This window comes from Marinihelvus fidelis (genome assembly GCF_008725655.1).
Taxonomy (GTDB): Bacteria; Pseudomonadota; Gammaproteobacteria; order Xanthomonadales; family SZUA-36; genus Marinihelvus; species Marinihelvus fidelis.
Genome location: NZ_VYXP01000003.1, coordinates 190,690 through 207,750, shown reverse-complemented (window position 1 = coordinate 207,750; position 17,061 = coordinate 190,690). Strand labels below are relative to the sequence as shown.

Below are 17,061 nucleotides of genomic sequence, written 5' to 3'. Positions count from 1 at the left end.
AATGACAGCGGAGGACATTTTGGTGTCACATTTCATGCTTTATCGCACCGCCGAGGGTCCGGTGGCCTGCCGTGACGGTGTCTGCTGGGCCTTGCCGGGCGGCTGGAACGACTGGGTCGACAGCGACAAACTGGCGCAGAAGCTGGCCCGTCACGCACAGGACCATGCCGCCAGCCCCGACCTGGACGAGGCCTCCCTGGCGCCACTCGCGCCGCTCCTGGACCAGGAGGTCTGGGCCTGCGGCGTGACCTACCGGCGCAGCCGCGAGGCGCGCATGGAGGAGTCCGAGTCGGCCGGTGGCGGCGACTTCTACGACCGGGTCTACACGGCGGCGCGACCGGAACTGTTCCTGAAGGCAACCGCGCACCGGGTTGTCGGGCCGGGCGATGACCTGGGCCTGCGCAGTGATTCCTCGTGGATGGTGCCGGAGCCGGAACTGGTGCTGGTGGTCACATCCAGCGGCGAGATTGTCGGTTGCACGGTGGGCAATGACCTCAGCTGTCGCGACATTGAGGGTGAGAATCCGCTCTACCTTCCACAGGCAAAAACCTTCGACCGCTGTGCCGCGCTGGGGCCGGGCATCCGTGTCGCCGAAGAACTGCCCGGACCGGACACGGCCATCCGCCTGTCCATCAGCCGCGGTGGCGAGACGGTGTTCAGCGGTGAGACCCGGCTGGCGGACATGAAGCGCACACCGCGGGAACTGGTCGGGTTCCTGTTCCGTGACAACAGCCATCCGGGCGGCTGCCTGCTGATGACTGGTACCGGCATCGTGCCGGGTGACGACTTCGCGCTGGCTGCAGGGGATGTCATGCGCATTTCAATCGATGGCATCGGAACGCTGGAGAATGCGGTGGCCCCGCTGACACCCGGAGGCAAGGGGATTGGGCTAAGCTGAACACGGCGCACCCCTGCGCGCCGAAAATGTTCCTGGAACAAGGAGGAGACCCTGATGAGAGCCGAACGATGGTTGACCCTGGTGGCCGTGTTCACGCTGGCGACCGCAGCGCATGCCGATACGCCACGAAGTGTAGATGACCTGGTCGGCGCGCGCGCGTCGTCGGGTGCCGCCGCGTTGAACGACCGCGGCTGGCTGCACATCCAGACGCAGAAAAGCTACGACCGCAGTTGGAGCTACTGGTGGAACCGTGACGACAGCGAGTGCATTTCCGTCGCCGTGGCCGATGGCCGGTTCGACGCCATTACCACCACCACGGCGTCCGACTGCAACCAGCAGGGCGGTGGCGACAACAACAATGCCGCCGCCATCGCGATTGGTGCCGCAGCCGTGCTCGGCGCCATTGCGCTGGCCCACAAGCATCATCATCACGACGATGATGATCACTATGATGACCAGGACGACGAGGCGGAGTTTGACCGCGGCTATCGCGATGCGCTCCATCATCGTACCTACAATAACTACGACCGCACCGATGCCTATCGCGAAGGTTTTGATTCCGGTACCGATCAGCGTGAGCACGAGACGTCTTACCGCTATCACCAGGAAGAATACGGCCGCGATTACAGCAACCACTACTCGCGCACTGTAAACCTGGCGGACCTGGATGGAACGAGGGCTTCGAGCGCCGACTCGGAAATGCGTGAGCGGGGCTTTACCCACGTCGACACGCTGAAATCGGGAAACACGTCGTACGGCATCTGGTACAACCGTCGCTCCGGCCAGTGCATGCAACTGGGTGTGGCCGACGGCCGCGTGGTGAACGTCACGGATATTCACCGGCACCCTGGGTGCCACTGATCGGCATCAAGTCCCCCCCGGCCCGCTATGGCCGGGCGCGGGCCCTGGCCTCACCCGGTTGGGGTAGCTGGGAATCGGGGCTGTGATACCATCGTGGTGTTAGCGCTAACAAAAGGCGCTGGCGGACAGGCTCAACCCTAAATCCAACCTACAACGATCGGGTGCTGTTGCATGAGCGAACCAAAGATTCGCAACCCCATCCTGCCCGGATTCAATCCGGATCCGTCCATCGCCAGGGTGGGCGACGACTTCTATATCGCGACCTCGACCTTCGAGTGGTACCCCGGTGTACAGATTCATCACTCTCGCGACCTGCGAAACTGGCGACTGGCCGCGCGGCCACTGAACCGCACCGCGCTGCTGGACATGCGCGGCAGCCCCGACTCCTGCGGTGTCTGGGCGCCGTGCCTGAGCCATGCCGATGGCCTGTTCTGGCTGATTTACACCGATGTAAAACGTCACCGTGGCCAGAACAAGGACACGCCCAACTACCTGACCACCTGCGCGACCATCGATGGCGAGTGGTCCGACCCCGTGTACATGAACAGCAGCGGTTTCGACCCCTCGCTGTTTCATGACGATAACGGCCGCAAGTGGTTCGTCAACATGGTTTGGGACCATCGTCCCGGCCACAACCCGTTTGGCGGGGTCTACCTGCAGGAATATGATCACGACCAGCGCCGGTTGGTGGGGGAGATCACCAACATCTTCCGCGGTACCGCGCTCGGCCTGACCGAGGCGCCGCACCTGTACAGGCGCGACGACTGGTATTACCTGGTGACGGCCGAGGGCGGCACCGGCTATAACCACGCCATGACCGTGGCGCGCTCGCGGGATATCCATGGGCCCTACGAGGTCGACCCCAATGGCTACCTGCTGACATCGAAGGACGACCCTGACCTGCCGCTGCAGCGTAGCGGTCACGGTGACCTGTTTGACACGCCGTCCGGCGAAACCTACCTGGTGCACCTGTGTGGCCGGCCTCTGGACGGTTTGCGCCGCTGCCCGCTGGGGCGCGAGACGGCGTTGCAGAAAACGGTGTGGAGTGAAGATGGCTGGCCACGCCTGGAGGGCGCCGTCGGCGACGGCCAGCCCGCACTGGAGGTACCGGCGCCGGACCTGCCGCAGCACCCCTGGCCGGCGACCCCGGTCAGGCGCGATTTCGATGAGCCGGTCCTGCCCATGGAGTTTCAGTGGCTGCGTTCACCGGAGCCGGAACGTTTCATGAGCCTGGATGCACGGCCCGGTCACTTGCGACTGACCGGCAAGGCCTCGCCCGGAAGCTGGTTCGAGCAGGCCCTGGTCGCGCGCCGCCAGGATGCGTTCGTCTATCGTGCCGAGACACGGATGGATTTCGCGCCCGAAAATATTCACCAACTGGCCGGCCTGGTCTGCTATTACAACGCCGGCAAGTTTCACTACCTGTACGTTTCCGTTGACGACCAGGGGCGCCGGTACATCGATATCTGGAGCGTCGAGGGTGACCGGGATGGCTTCGCCGTCTTCCCGCTCAGCGATAGCGAGCCGGACAACCCCGGCAATCCGGAACCGCGCTACCGCTTGCCCGACAAGGGCCCGGTGTGGCTGCGCGCCATGGCCGACCACCAGGTGTTGCGCTTTTCCTGGTCCACGGACGGCGAGGACTGGACGGAAGCGCCAGTGAAACTCAATTACTCACTGATCTCGGACGAAGCGGGCATCGGTGAAGGCAGCAGTTTCACCGGCGCGTTCGTCGGCATGTGCTGCCATGACACCTCCGGGCAGGACTGCGCGGCGGATTTCGACTGGTTCGATTACGAAGCACTGAACTGAACGACAACGATCAAAACAACACGAGGGCGATCACCCCATGAACACCGATACACAACGGCTCACGGTTATTGAAAAAGTCGGCTACAGCCTGGGCGACCTGGCGGCCAACCTGATTTTCCAGACGCTGATGACCTTCCTGGCGTTCTTCTACACGGATGTCTTCGGCATCCCGGCGGGACCGGCCTCGACGATCATCTTCGTTGGCGGCATGATCGGCGCCTTCTTCAACCCCATCATGGGCATGATCGCGGATCGGACGAATACCCGCTGGGGCAAGTTCCGGCCGTGGATCCTGTGGACCTCGGTGCCCTTCGGTATCGTCGCGCTGCTGGCGTTTAGCACGCCGGGTTTTGATGAGCAGGGCAAGATTTTGTACGCCTTCATCACCTACGTGCTGCTGGTGCTGATCTACTCGGCCAACAACCTGCCGTACTCGGCGCTGTCCGGCGTGCTGACAGGTTCGATGTCGGACCGCAACAGCCTGTCTTCGTACCGTTTCGTGGCGGTAATGGTGGCGCAGTTCATCATCCAGGTGTTGCTGCTGCCGCTGGTGCTGATCCTGGGCGATGGCGACAAGGCGGCGGGTTTCCGCAACACGATGATGCTGTTCTCCATTGTCGGCGTGGTGTTTTTCCTGATCACGTTCTTCACCACGCGCGAGCGCATCGTGCCGGAGCCGGAGCAGAAATCCACGGTGCTGCAGGACCTGGGCGACCTGGTCAGTAACCGCTCGTGGTGGCTGCTGCTGGGGCTGACGGTGCTGGTGTTCATCACCCTGGCACTGAAGGGCGGCACCTACATCTACTACTTCGAAAACTACCTGGACGAGGCGGCCATCGCCGCGTTCCTGGACAACAGCGGCTTCAACAGCTTTATTGCCGGCCTGAACGGCGTGCTGACCAGTATCGGCCTGACCGAGTTCCGCTGGCCGGAAGACGCGCCGACCTCGGGCTTCAGCGTCTTCAACGCCGGCGGCATCATCATGATGATCGTGGGCATCGGCTTCTCGCGGAAACTGGCGGACCGCTTCGGCAAGCGCAACGTGTTCTCCGCGGCGCTGTTCGTCTCCACGCTGTTTATCCTGGTGTTCTGGTGGTTTCCGCCCGACGCCATGGGCCTGGTGTTCGGCGCCCAGGTGCTGCACGGCTTCTTCTACGGCATCACCATTCCGCTGCTTTGGGCGATGATTGCCGATGTCGCTGACTTCTCGGAGTGGAAGCATCACCGCCGCGCCACGGCCATCGTGTTCTCGGCCATGATCTGCGGGCTGAAAGTGGGCCTTGCGGTGGGCGGATCACTGGTCGCTGGCATCCTGGCCCATTACGGCTACGACGCCGCGTTGGCCAGCCAGTCGGCAGAAACCGTGAGCGGCATCCAGATGGCGGTCAGCGTCTATGCCTCGCTACCGTTCTTTATCGGCGTCGGCCTGATGTGCTTCTACCAGATCAACAAGGCGATGGAATCGCGCATCGAACAGGACCTGGCGCAGCGCCGGCTCACCACCGGCGCCGCGGATGTCACGGAGACGGCGGGCTGACGCCTTTCAGTCCCACGACGGACCAGAACGCCGGCTTCGGCTGAAGCTGGCGGTCGAACAGCAGCGGGTAGTCGGTGCGCCCGGCCATGGGCCAGCCGTTCTTCCAGCTGTGGCCATCGTGCACGCCCCAGAAGGTCACGCGCTCGACGGTGTCGGCATGCGCCAGCAGCACCTCGAATACCAGGCGAAAGCGCTCGGCCTGCGCGGCGGCGATGTCGTCGGGCAAGTTCTGGGTGTAGGGGTTGTATTGCTGGTTCAGTTCCATGTTCACGTCCAGGTCGGCGCCCCAGTGGTCCTGTGACGGGAACGGCAGCACCGCGATATCCAGTTCTGTAATGGAAGAGTCCAGCCCCAGCGCGGCGAAGGCCTCGATCGAGTCGGCCAGGTCCTGCATGTCCTCGGGGTGGTCCAGGCCGTAGTGGCCCTGCAGGCCCACGCCGTCGACCTTGACCCCGGCCGCCTGCACCTGCTTCATCAGCCGCACCACGCCGTCGCGCTTGGCCGGCACGAACAGGCTGTAGTCGTTGTAGAGCAGGGTGGCGGTGGGGTCGGCCTCGGCGGCCAGGCGAAAGGCCTGGGTCACGTAGTCCTCGCCCAGGATGCGGTACCACGGCGTGTCGCGCATGCTGCCGTCATCGTTGACCGCCTCGTTGACCACGTCCCAGGAACGCACCCGGTCCTTGTAGCGCCCGACCACGGCCTGGATATGGTTCTCCAGGCGTTGCAGCAGCAACTCGCGGCTGGCCGGGTTGCCATCGGCGTCCTGGAACACCCATTCCGGGGTCTGCTGGTGCCACAGCAGGGTGTGGCCGGTGACGTACATGTCATTGTCGGCGGCGAAGTCGACCATGGCGTCGGCAGCGGCCCAGTCATACTCGCCCTCGACGGGCTGAAGCTCGGCCCATTTCATGACGTTCTCGGCCGTTACCGCGTTGAACTGTCGCGCGACCAGGCCCAGGGTGCCGGGTTCCTTGCCCAGGATCTGGTGCTCGCCCAGTGCGACGCCGATGTGGAAGTCGTCTTTGAAGACATCCTTCAATGCGGGTGGCTCATCACTCGCCCGTACAGGGGCGGCCAGCGCGGCCAGGGAAAAAGTCAGCGTCAGTGTTTTCAGAGCGTTCATTGCGCGAGTACCTTTTTGAAGAATTCACCCTGCATTGTCGGGGTGTAGTCCCAGTCGGTGAACAGGTTGGGGGTCCATCTCGGGTCGAAGACCCAGGCGGTCCAGGAAATGCCCTTGTCCGCCATGTAGTCGGTGATGGCCTTACCGTAGGTGTCGTCGCCCAGGACCGGGATATGCGCGCCCCGGTCTCCCTCGGCCATGTAGCCGAACTCGGTAACGATGACGGGGTAGGTGTCGGCGACATAGCCCCAGTCGGCCTCCCACTGGTTCTGCCAGGGCGGCTCGCGCTTCTGCGGATAGGGGTGGGAGACATAGGCGATGCCGTCGAAATCGATCGGGTCGTCGCGCACGTGCTCCAGTGAATAGGCCCAGTCGAAGCCGGCCACCAGCGGGATGGCGGTGTCATCGATGTGGAAGATCATGTCGACCAGGCCCTCGATGTAGGCCTTGTACTCCGGCCACGGCAGCCGGCCCATTTCGCCGCCGCGGTTGGTTGGCTCGTTGAACAGTTCGTAGAAGGCGACCACCGGGTTGCCGCGGTAGCGGTTGGCAACCAGGTGCCAGAAATAATAGGTTTCTTCCTGTGTGGTCAGGTAGTTGGGGCGGTGTGGCACACCGGTCAGCGGGTTGCCGATGGTGTGCCAGTCGATGATGACGTACATGCCGAGTTCGCCGGCCCATTGCACGCCCTGGTCGAGCCATTGCAGGTATTGCTCGTGACCGGCTTCGCGCCACCAGCCCGGGTGCACCGGGATGCGCACCAGTTCGGCGTTCCATGCGCGGGCGGCTTCGAAGTAGGCGCGGTTCCAGTGGCCCTGGCGCTCCAGGTGCCAGGGGTCGGACAGCGACAGGCCGCGCAGGACGACGGTGTCGCCGTCCGCATTGATAAACCGATTGCCGTCGACGCTGAGCTGGGACAGCGTTGGCGCGCCGGCCATGGTTTCCGGCGCGTCGCTGAAGGTCTGTTCGGCCAGGGTGCCGGGGCTGGTCGCGAGCATGAGCAGGCCGGCGAGCAGCAGGTGGAGACGGGGCATGTTCAATTCTCCTTTTCGTTGTTGTTGGGTTCGAGCCGGGACACAGTGTACAACGCTGTCATTGCCGCGGGGAGCTTGCCGTCAGCCGGGCCGGGATCAGACCGGGACGCGGATCTGCTCACGCACGCGCTGGTGGTAGAACGCCGCCAGTTCCGCGTGCAGCGCCTCGCCCAGGGCAGGGAGATCGCTGGCCGCCGCGTTGCGTGTGACCTGGTCCGGCCGGCTGGCGCCGGCGATGACCGTGGTGACGGCGGGGTGGTCCAGGATCCACCGCATCGCCATCTGCGCCAGGTCCATGCCTTCCGGTACCAGCGGTTTCAGCGCGTCCGCCAGTTCGACGGCGGTCTCGAAGGGAAGCCCGGAGAAGGTTTCACCCTGGCTGAAGGCTTCGCCGTTACGGTTGTACTGGCGATGGTCCGTGTCCGCAAAGGTCTGGCCGGCATGCATCTTGCCCGCCAGCACGCCGCTGGCCAGCGGTAGCCGGACGATGATGCCGACGTTCTTCTCCATGGCCAGCGGGAACAGCTCGGTAATGGCGTCCTGGCGGAACAGGTTGAAGATGATCTGCAGCGAGGCCAGGTCCGGGTGCGTGCAGGCGAATTTCGCTTCCTCCAGGGTCTCCACGCTGGCGCCGAAAGCGCGCACCAGGCCATCGCGCTGGAAGTCCTCCATCCAGGCCAGCAGGTCGCCGTCGTACAGCACCTCGGGTGGCACGCAATGCAGTTGCACCAGGTCAACGGCCTCGACGCCCAGCCGGCGCGCCGAGCCTTCGATACTGGCGCGCACTTTCCTGCGGGTATAGCCGGTTGGATAGAGCTCGCCGTCGCGGCCGACCTTGGTCGCGATGGTCACATCCGCCGCGTGTTTACGGACAAACTCGCCGATGCGGGACTCGCTGAGCCCGGCGCCATAGACATCGGCGGTATCCCAGAAATCGATGCCGGCCTCAAGCGCCGCGCGCAGCACCGCCTCGGCGCGCTCGCCCTCGACCGGGCCGAAATCGCCGCCCAGTTGCCAGCAGCCCAGGCCGGCCTCGGATACCAGGATGTCGCTCTTGCCCAGGGTTCGTTGTTTCATGGTGCGGTCGTGTCCTTGCTGAAATAGCGGTCGATAAAATCCAGGAAATAGGGCCAGTTGGGCGCCGGGGTGTGGCCCATCTCGTGCTGGCGCCAGGCCAGGTCACCGTCGAGCAGGCCAACGCCGACGGCCGGGTAGTCCATGGTGCCCAGTCCGCGGGCGCCCAGCAGTTCATACACCGGTGACGCGTGCGCCGCGGCCAGGAACATGCCTTTCGGGTCGGTCCACTGGTCGCCCCCGGTGCCGCTGGAAATGAACACGGGGCGGGGTGCACACAGGGCGATGAGCATGTGCTGGTCGATGGGCAGGTCGTCGACACCCAGCGGGCCGGCGTACTTCAGGAAGTTGCCGGCCATCCAGTGGTACTCGCCGCTACCAGCGATATTGCCCACCTGCTCGCCGTAATGGCGTCGCCATAACTTGGCGCCGGCCTCACCAGAAGAGCTGATAAAGGCGGCGGCCAGCCGGGGCTCGAAGGCCATGGCCACCAGCATCGCCTTGCCATAGCGCGAATGGCCCTCGACGGCCACACGGGTAGCGTTGAAACCTTCCGCATTTTCCAGGTAGTCGAGCACGCGGCTCACGCCCCAGGCCCATGCGCGCAGGGCGCCCCAGTCCCCCGGGGTGCGCGAGCCGCCGCCGGTGCCTATGCCGATAACGCCCTCGTAAAGACCGGCGCCGTTGTCAGCCTGGATGGACGTCGCAACCAGCGAGGCGGCCGCCCAGCCGCGCGCCAGCACCTGCTCGTTCCATGGCGGGCCATCGCCGCGAAAGGCGGCCAGCTGCTCCTCGGTAAAGCGCTCACGCAGACGCGCCAGGAAGGCGGCGTCAAAGCCGAGTTCCAGCACAACAGGCACATCCCCCGTGGCCGTTGCCGGGCGCGACAGGGTCAGCTCGATATTAACTTCGGTGCCGGGCGGCAACGGGTTCTTCATCGACCCGGCCACTGTCTGAGTCAGGGTGTCGACGTCGCCGATGCTTTCGGACCGGGTCTCCGTTACGCGCCACTCGATGTCAGGCAGTTCGCCCGTCACCCGGCCGTAAATCTCGGTTTCGAAGATGTCTGCAATCTCGGGGCGGCGCCGTTGCCACCAGCCTTCTGCGCTGGTGACCCTGGAACCGTCTGCGAATGTCAGTACATCCGGCAGCGTGTCCATGTGGCCGTTGGCCTCAGATTCGTCGTAGTTCGCCGCGTGCGGTGACGCCGGGTCGCCATCGGCGCCGCGGCGCAGCGACTCGATGCCCAGTTGGCGCATCATCCAGGCGTGGTCATCCTCGGTGGACAGCGGTTCGGGCGGCGGGGGAACAGCGCCGGCATGTGTGGCCAGGCCGAGCGCCAGCACGAATGTGAGTGCGCGGAAATAAAGCGGAGAGGGCATGCCACGAGCATATCCGCTCCGGCAGGCAAAAAAAACCGGCCCGTGGTTGCCCAGGGGCCGGTCAATATTGCCAGGGGTCGCTGCCGTCAGGCAGCGGGTCTATCACCGATCAGCCTGCGCGATAGTCGCCGGCGCCGGAGCCAGAGCGGTCAGGCGGGTCAGGTTGATTTCGGCGGCATCAACGATGTCAGACGTCGCGGCAGCGCGCTCGAAATCTTCACGGGCGCCGACCATGTCACCGGTCACGGCGCGCAGTACGCCACGGTTTGACAGGGCAACGGCTTCGCGGTTACGGGCCTCGGACTTGCGTGGACGGGCGCCAGAGAACGCTTCATCCATGTCGAACAGGGTGTCCGGGGCGCCGTCTTCGCCGACGGCGGCGTCGCAGGCAGCCTCGGCCTTGGTGAACGCCTTGGTCATCGTGTAACCGACACACAAGTTGTTCAGTGAGTGGAAATCCGTGCCACCACGGGCTTCCAGGGCGGCCAGGGTGTCCTTGATGGTGGCGTAGTCGCCGCTCATCACGCCCTTCGCCAGGCGGCTGTCTTCGTAGACGACCATGGCGTAATCGCTGGTGCCGGCCATCGTGTGGGTGGAAAGGCCTGCCAGCAGTGCGACTGCGGGGGCCAGGAGTGTGGCTTTGATCATGGGCTTGCGGGTCAACAGTTTCATCGGTCATTCCTCCATTGGTTTAGAACCGGTGCGGTGGTTCTTGGCGTCATCGACATCGTTGTCGACGACGGTTAACAAGTTACGGCTGGGGAGGGGTATGAACCAGCGAAATAAATGCGAGTGAAAGTTGAGGAAAATTCAGCTTTCGTGTTCGAAATTCTGTAATACCCAGGCGCGAAAGTCGCGGATATCCGCGCGGTCGCGCAGGTTGCGACGGGTCGCGAACCAGTAGGCGTCGGGCAGTTCCAGCTCGACGTCAGACAGTTGCCGGAGCAGCCCGGCCTCGAAAGACGGCCCCGCCAGCGGCATGGGGACCAGCGCCGCGCCCAGCCCGCGTTCCGCAGCCCGGACCACCGCGCTCATCGAATCCAGCCGGACAATGTTAGCCCCGACCGGCACAGGAATGCCCGAGCGCGCCGACCAGGATGCCCATGCCTCCGGGCGGCCGCTGTGGACCACGATGGGCAGTTTCCTGGGGTCTGCCCAGGGGTCGCCACCGAGCTTGTCCAGGAAGGCCGGTGAACACGCCGGCACCAGGCGCAGGGGAAACAGTTTTTCGGCGTCGAACTGGCCCGGCCGCTGCCGGAACAGGCGAATGGACACGTCGGCGGCGACCGGGTGCTTGTGGGTCGACTCATCGCTGGCGTCGAGCAGCAGGTCGATATCCGGGTGCTGCTCGCGGAAATCGCCCAGGCGCGGCATCAGCAATTCGCTGGCGAAGAACGGCTGGACCGAGACCCGCAGCGTACCGCGCGCGTATTCGGCCTGCACCCGCGCCGTGACATCCTCCAGGCGGCTGATGGCCTCACTGGCCTGCTCATACAGCATGGCGCCGGCGGGGGTCAGGTCCAGCGTGCGGCCCTGGCGGACGAACAGCTGCACGTGCATCTCGCTTTCCAGCTTCTTGATCTGGTGGCTGACCGCGGAGGCGGTGATGAACAGCTCATCCGCGGCATGGCGCAGGGTGCGATGCCGGGCGGCCACGCAGAACGTGCGCAAACCGCGCATCGATACCTTGCGTCCTGAGAACTGGCTTGAGGGGTCCATGGCTCCTGGATCCTGACGGCTGCCCGTGTCGGCCGCGTGTCAGTTGGGAATACTTCTTTCGGGCATGAATAGAGATGCAGGAAACGTGCCATTCCTGGCGCCTGGTCGGGGCCGTTACGGCATGACCGGGGCCGCGGATCAAAGGGCTTGCGGGTCGTTTTCAGGGGGCTTTAAACCCCGTTCATGCACCACGGTGGCGCGGCAGGCTCTAATACGGCACACAGCGCCGGGCCGTGCGCCCGTACGGGTGTGTTCAGTCGTCCTGGCCGACGGAGCGCTGCATCTTGTCCAGGTAGGCGTCGAGTTCGGCGGTGGAGGAGAAAACCGACTGCACCGGAACGGCCTTGACGATATCAAAGACCTTTTTCACCTGCGGTGACGGGTGGCTGATGACCAGCTGGCCGCCGTGGGGCTTGAGGGCTTTTTTCAGCTGGAACACGCAGCGCAATCCGGCCGAGGAAATGTAGTTCAGGTCCTGCAGGTCCATGACCAGGACGCTTGGCGGCGCCGAGGCGATATCGCCAATGACCGGGGTCAGCTGCGGCGCGGAGTCGGTGTCGAGCTTGCCGATCAGCTTCAGCGTGGCCTTGACCGGGCCATCATCGTAAATCACTTCAAGGCTCATGCCTGGTCTCCTTCGTCTGGGGCATTCGTGCCCCGGGTTGGCGAATGTGCACTTTCCATGGCGGCGGCGGACTCGTCAAGTGAACCGAAGACGATTCGCAGGCGGTTGGTGTCGCCATCGCGCTCGTAGTGGCCGGCGTCGGTCAGCGAACGCAGCAGGACCAGCCCCATGCCGCCGTGCTCGCGGTCGTCGCCGCCGGGCATGTCCCGGTCGGCCAGGGGGTCGAAGGCGACGCCCTGGTCTTCGAGCCAGAGAACCAGCGCGTCCGCGCTCGCGCGCCAGCGGACATTCAGTGTGTCCGCTGGGCCCAGGCCGGAGTACTTGACCACGTTGGTGACCAGTTCCTCGACGACGAGTTCAAGGTCGGCCGGGTCGAGCCGCGTATTCCCGCTGTCGGCCAGCACGGATTGCAACCGCTGCACCACGGTGGCGTGGCAGCCCGGCTCCACGCTGACGGCGATGTCACCTTCCAGGTCGGCAGTAGCCGCACGGAAGGCCTGGCGGATGACCAGCAGGGTCATGTCGTCCGCGGCCTCGGCGCCGTCGCAAAATGCGTCGACGGCGTGGACCAGCCGGTCGCGAACCGCTTCCGCGCTATCTGGCCGGTGACCTCGAAGGGCGTTCTCGAGTCGCTCGCTGCCAAAGAGCTCATCGGCCGGCGACAGGGCCTCGGTCACGCCATCGGTGTAGAGCACCAGGGTGTCCCCGGCGGCCAGTTGGAAGTGATGGCTGTCGAAGGTCGCATCGGCATCCACGCCGGCTGGCGGGCCGCCATCGACCTGTAGCCACCGGGCCTGGCCGTCGGTCGCCAGCAGCAACGGCGGATCATGCGCGGCGTTGGCCAGGGTCAGCCGACCGTCGCGCACGTCCAGCAGGCCGACCATCAGGGTCACGAACATGCAGAACTCGTTGTCGTGGCTTAGCTCGCGGTTGACGACGTCCAGCACATCCCCTGGGTCCGTATGGTGGCTGGTAGCCGCGATCAGCAGCGCGTTGGCCTGCGCCATAAACAGCGCCGCGGGTATGCCCTTGTCCGACACGTCACCGATGACGAAAAACAACCGGTTCTCGTCCAGCATGACATAGTTATAGAGGTCGCCGCCCACGGTGCGCGCCGGGCGCAGCAGCGCGCGCAGGTCCAGCGGCAGGTCGCCCATGTCCGGGCTGGGGCTGGGTACCAGCGACTCCTGGATCTGCCGGGCAGTGGAGAGCTCACCCTCGATGCGCTCCCGCGCCGCGGTTTCCCGCGTCAGGTCATCGATAAAATGTTCCAGGTGCAGCTGCATCTGGTGGAAGGCGCGCGATAGCCGGCCAATCTCGTCAGCCCGGTCCAGGCCAGGGGTCTCGGCGGAAAAATCACCCTGTGCGATCAGGCGGGTTCTCGAGGCCAGGATGCCCAGGGGGTGCAGGCTGCGGAACGACACCGTGACCAGGATTGTCGCCAGTAGCGCCATGATGCCCAGGCCGAACAGCAGCCGGTTGCGCGTGGCGGAATTGATGCTGGCCATGAAGTCCTGGTCGGAGAAGTACACGGCGATGCCCCAGCCGGCCTCGTTAAGTGGGCGGATAAAAAGTCGGCCCGGTTCGGAAGCCTCTCCGCCAACGACGCTCTCGTTGATGCCCTCGGCGGGGCGGAGCCAGAAAAAACCGCCGCTGGCCACAGCCGCTGGAATATTGGCGAGTGCCGGCAGTTGCAGTGTTGTCGCCAGCGTGGACAGGTCCTCGTGCATAACCCATGATGCTTCCGGGTGCGAGACCAGGCGGCCGGACTCATCGAAGATGAACACGATGCCCTGCTGGCCAAGCAGGTCGCTCGCGACCAGGTCGGAGAGAAAGCCCAGGCGGATATCCGCGGTCAGGATGGCCTTTCGTTCGGCCGACAGCAGCGGAACGGAATAGGTCACCATACTGACATTGCCGCCGCCGTCATCGAAATAGGGTGGGCTCCAGACCGGCTCACCCGTCGTCATCGGCTGCTGGAACCAGGGCCATTCCCAGTAACGGTAGTCGTCGCCGGCCAGCGAAGTGACGACGATGTCATCGCCTTCGCGATAAACGTACGGGGCCTCGGGCTCGCCACCAGACGGATCGAATGCCAGTGTGCTGCCAAAGACCAGCGGGAAACGTTCGAGCGCCTCGCGGATCAACGGCACGACGTTTTCGGTGTGGGCGTCCGGCAAACGTGACAGTGGCAGCGAAAAGGCCTCGATGCCCGTGCGCGTGCTGCGCAGGACACCCTGCAGTTCCTCGCTGACACTTTCCGCCAGGTTGACGGCGGCGGTCTCCGCCATGTCCAGCATGGCCCTGCGGGCATGGCGGTTGTCCAGCCAGGCGGCAAACAGCATCAGCACGACCAGTGGTGCCAGCGTGTAGACCGCCAGCCGGGTCGCCATGCTATGAAATCCATTCATTCCGCCTTGCTCCCTCATGCCCCCTGGCCAGTCTAGCCGCGATCGCGTGGAATCACCGGTGCTTGGTCTATACTGCCGCGACAACAAGAATGTGTTGGATGGAGTTTATAACGATGATGACGGCTCATGGGTACCCCGCTCGCCGGGGAGTGGTTTGAGCGAGCGCAGGAAAACCTCGGCCCGCCGCCAGCACGCCCGGGTCACCATCAGCGACGTGGCCCGCGAGGCGGGTGTGTCGCCGATGACCGTGTCCAGGGTCATCAACGCCGAGGTCGCGGTGCGAGACGCCACGCGCGAGAAGGTTGAGAAGGCCATCGCCGAACTCGGTTACTCGCCCAACAAGGCCGCCCGCTCGCTGGCCAGCGCGCGGCAGATGCAGATTGGCCTGCTGTACGCCAACCCCAGCAGCACCTATCTCAGCGCGATGCTGCTGGGCGTGCTCGAACGCGCGCGCCAGAGCGATGCGCAGGTGGTCGTAGTCGAATCCGGGTTCGGAAAGGATGCCGTGGCCGCCGTGCGCGGCATGCTCATGAGCGGTGTTGACGGCGTGTTGCTGACACCGCCCCTGACCGGCTATCGCCCGGTACTGGAAATCCTCCACGACAGCGGCGTGCAGACGGTGACGCTGGGGGCGCAACACGTTGAGAGCGAGATCTCGACCGTCAGCATCGACGACCACCGCGCCGCCATGGAGATGACCCGTCACCTGCTGGATCTGGGGCACGAGCGCATCGGTTTCATCGTCGGCAATAACAACCAGCTCGCCAGTCGTTTACGCCTGGCGGGGTTCCGTGAGGCCATGCGCCTGGCCGGCGTCGACGTCGATGAGTCGCTGGTGGTGCGGGGTGATTTTTCCTACCGCTCCGGGCTCAAGGCCGCGGACCTGCTGCTGCGGCTGGAGCAACGGCCCACGGCCATTTTCGCCAGCAACGACGACATGGCTGCGGCCGTGGTGGCCACGGCGCACCGCTTCCATATCGAGGTGCCAGAGGCGCTGACGGTGGTGGGCTACGACGACACCCTGCTGGCGACGACCATCTGGCCGGAACTGACGACGATCCGCCAGCCGATTGCCGACATGTCGCGCGCGGCGATTGAATTGCTGGAAACGAATATCCGTATCGACCGCGCCGGGGAACCGGTCAAGGCGCGCCACCTGACGCGGGCCTACAAGCTGGTCAGGCGGGAAAGCAGCGCGCCGCCGCGGTAAGCGACGGCGCGCGGGTCTTGCTCAGAGCGTCGAGGTGCGTGACAGCACGTCGTTGACCAGGTTCTCCAGCCGCTCCTGCTGACCGGATACCTGGCGCGGTTCGCCGTGATTGGCGGCGTGGTCGCGCAGGTCAGCCAGCGTCAGGTCGCCGTCTTCGAAGTCCTTACCCTTGCCACCGTCGAAGCTTGAGTAGCGGCTGGCGCGGAATTTCGGCAGGTCACCCTGTTCGATGATCGCGTTGGCCACCAGCAGGCCGCGGGCGAAGGCGTCCATGCCGCCGATATGGGCGATGAACAGGTCGTCCGGGCGCGTGGATTCGCGCCGCACCTTGGCGTCGAAGTTCAGGCCGCCGGTGCTGAAACCACCGTGCGAGAGCACCACCAGCATCGCGCCCACGGTGTCGTACAGGTCGGTGGGGAACTGGTCGGTGTCCCAGCCGTTCTGCGGGTTGCCGCGGTTGGCGTCGATGGAGCCCAGCATGCCGGCATCGGCACACATCTGCAGTTCGTGCGCGAAGGTGTGGCCTGCCAGCGTGGCGTGGTTGGCCTCGACATTCACCTTGAAGTCCTTGTCCAGGCCGTGGTGGCGCAGGAAGCCGATGACCGTCTGCGAGTCGGCGTCATACTGGTGGTACATCGGCTCCATTGGCTTGGGCTCGATCAGGAAGGTGCCTTCGAAGCCGATGGAACGGCCGTAGTCACGCGCCATGCCCAGGAACCGCGCCATGTGCTCGAGTTCGCGCTGGGTGTTGGTGTTGAACAGGTGCGCGTAGCCTTCGCGGCCGCCCCAGAACACGTAGTTTTCGCCACCCAGTTCCACGGTCGCTTCCAGCGCGGCCTTGACCTGCGCGCCGGCGTGCGCGACCACGTCGAAGTTCGGGTTGGTGGAGGCGCCGTTCATGTAGCGCGGGTGCGAGAACACGTTGGCCGTGCCCCACAGCAGCTTCATGCCGGTCTCGTCCTGGCGCTCGCGGGCCAGCTTGACCAGGTGCTGCAGGTTGCGCTCGCTCTCGGCCACGCTGGCGCCCTCGGGGGCCATGTCGCGGTCGTGGAAGCAGTAGTAGGGCACGCCCACCTTGGTGAAGAATTCGAACGCGGCGTCCAGCTTGTCCTCGGCCGCGGCCAGCGGGTCGCTCTTTTCCTTCCACGGATACTGGCGCGTGCCGGGGCCGAAGGGGTCACCGCCATCTGCGCAGAACGTGTGCCAGTAGCAGATGGCGAAGCGCAGGTGATCGCGCATGGTCTTGCCGGCAACTTCCCGGTCGGCGTCGTAGGCCTTGAAGGCCATCGGGTTGTCGGAGCCCGGCCCTTCGAACGGGATCGCGCCAATGCCGGGGAAAAATTCTCGCTGGCCAATAAACGGCTTTGAACTCATG

The 17,061-nt window shown here is 64.8% G+C and carries 14 protein-coding genes; 5 read left to right on the top strand and 9 right to left on the bottom strand.

The features are described from left to right. Nucleotides 1-22 precede the first annotated feature (22 nt). The 4 genes from F3N42_RS05335 (at nucleotide 23) to F3N42_RS05320 (ending at nucleotide 5,108) form a co-directional block, all read left to right on the top strand. A complete protein-coding gene (locus F3N42_RS05335) occupies nucleotides 23-898 on the top strand; it encodes a fumarylacetoacetate hydrolase family protein (protein WP_224784729.1) in 876 nt (291 codons plus the stop codon). A gap of 54 nt (nucleotides 899-952) precedes the next feature. Further along, nucleotides 953-1,759, top strand: a complete 807-nt coding sequence (locus F3N42_RS05330; RefSeq protein WP_150863350.1) for a hypothetical protein — start codon at nucleotides 953-955, stop codon at nucleotides 1,757-1,759. A gap of 171 nt (nucleotides 1,760-1,930) precedes the next feature. Further along, nucleotides 1,931-3,571 carry a glycoside hydrolase family 43 protein gene (locus tag F3N42_RS05325; RefSeq protein ID WP_150863349.1) on the top strand — a complete coding sequence of 547 codons (1,641 nt, stop codon included), beginning with the start codon at nucleotides 1,931-1,933 and terminating at the stop codon, nucleotides 3,569-3,571. A gap of 37 nt (nucleotides 3,572-3,608) precedes the next feature. Beyond that, nucleotides 3,609-5,108, top strand: coding sequence for an MFS transporter (locus F3N42_RS05320; RefSeq protein WP_150863348.1), 1,500 nt, complete (start codon nucleotides 3,609-3,611; stop codon nucleotides 5,106-5,108). Here the strand turns inward: F3N42_RS05320 and F3N42_RS05315 are convergent. The 8 genes from F3N42_RS05315 to F3N42_RS05280 all read right to left on the bottom strand — a co-directional run bounded on the left by F3N42_RS05315 (nucleotide 5,089) and on the right by F3N42_RS05280 (nucleotide 14,476). Continuing rightward, the gene (locus tag F3N42_RS05315) at nucleotides 5,089-6,231 is read right to left on the bottom strand and encodes an endo-1,4-beta-xylanase (RefSeq protein WP_150863347.1); all 1,143 of its coding nucleotides are present in this window, start codon (nucleotides 6,229-6,231) and stop codon (nucleotides 5,089-5,091) included. The two genes, F3N42_RS05320 and F3N42_RS05315, sit on opposite strands and share 20 nt — an antisense overlap. Further along, entirely contained in the window at nucleotides 6,228-7,265 is a 1,038-nt protein-coding gene (locus tag F3N42_RS05310) for a glycoside hydrolase family 5 protein (protein ID WP_150863346.1), read from the bottom strand. Before F3N42_RS05310 ends, F3N42_RS05315 begins: the two co-directional genes overlap by 4 nt. A gap of 96 nt (nucleotides 7,266-7,361) precedes the next feature. Next, a complete protein-coding gene (locus tag F3N42_RS05305; protein WP_150863345.1) occupies nucleotides 7,362-8,342 on the bottom strand; it encodes an aldo/keto reductase in 981 nt (326 codons plus the stop codon). Then, nucleotides 8,339-9,721, bottom strand: coding sequence for an alpha/beta hydrolase family protein (locus F3N42_RS05300; protein WP_224784728.1), 1,383 nt, complete (start codon nucleotides 9,719-9,721; stop codon nucleotides 8,339-8,341). Before F3N42_RS05300 ends, F3N42_RS05305 begins: the two co-directional genes overlap by 4 nt. 102 nt (nucleotides 9,722-9,823) lie before the next feature. Then, nucleotides 9,824-10,393 carry a hypothetical protein gene (locus F3N42_RS05295; RefSeq protein ID WP_150863344.1) on the bottom strand — a complete coding sequence of 190 codons (570 nt, stop codon included), beginning with the start codon at nucleotides 10,391-10,393 and terminating at the stop codon, nucleotides 9,824-9,826. A 138-nt stretch (nucleotides 10,394-10,531) separates the two neighbouring features. Continuing rightward, nucleotides 10,532-11,440 (bottom strand): LysR substrate-binding domain-containing protein, encoded by a 909-nt coding sequence (locus F3N42_RS05290; protein WP_150863343.1) that lies wholly within the window; start codon nucleotides 11,438-11,440, stop codon nucleotides 10,532-10,534. 253 nt (nucleotides 11,441-11,693) lie between these two features. Beyond that, nucleotides 11,694-12,065, bottom strand: coding sequence for an STAS domain-containing protein (locus tag F3N42_RS05285; RefSeq protein WP_150863342.1), 372 nt, complete (start codon nucleotides 12,063-12,065; stop codon nucleotides 11,694-11,696). Then, nucleotides 12,062-14,476: a SpoIIE family protein phosphatase gene (locus tag F3N42_RS05280; protein ID WP_191621243.1), complete on the bottom strand. Its 2,415-nt coding sequence runs from the start codon at nucleotides 14,474-14,476 to the stop codon at nucleotides 12,062-12,064. The genes F3N42_RS05285 and F3N42_RS05280 overlap by 4 nt, the downstream gene beginning before the upstream one ends. A 154-nt stretch (nucleotides 14,477-14,630) precedes the next feature. Between F3N42_RS05280 and F3N42_RS05275 the strand changes: the two genes are divergently transcribed. Continuing rightward, nucleotides 14,631-15,686: a LacI family DNA-binding transcriptional regulator gene (locus F3N42_RS05275; RefSeq protein WP_150863340.1), complete on the top strand. Its 1,056-nt coding sequence runs from the start codon at nucleotides 14,631-14,633 to the stop codon at nucleotides 15,684-15,686. A gap of 21 nt (nucleotides 15,687-15,707) precedes the next feature. On the opposite strand, the gene xylA is transcribed toward F3N42_RS05275, so the two are convergent. Beyond that, nucleotides 15,708-17,060: a xylose isomerase gene (gene xylA / locus F3N42_RS05270; protein ID WP_150863339.1), complete on the bottom strand. Its 1,353-nt coding sequence runs from the start codon at nucleotides 17,058-17,060 to the stop codon at nucleotides 15,708-15,710. Between the last annotated feature and the right edge of the window lies 1 nt (nucleotide 17,061).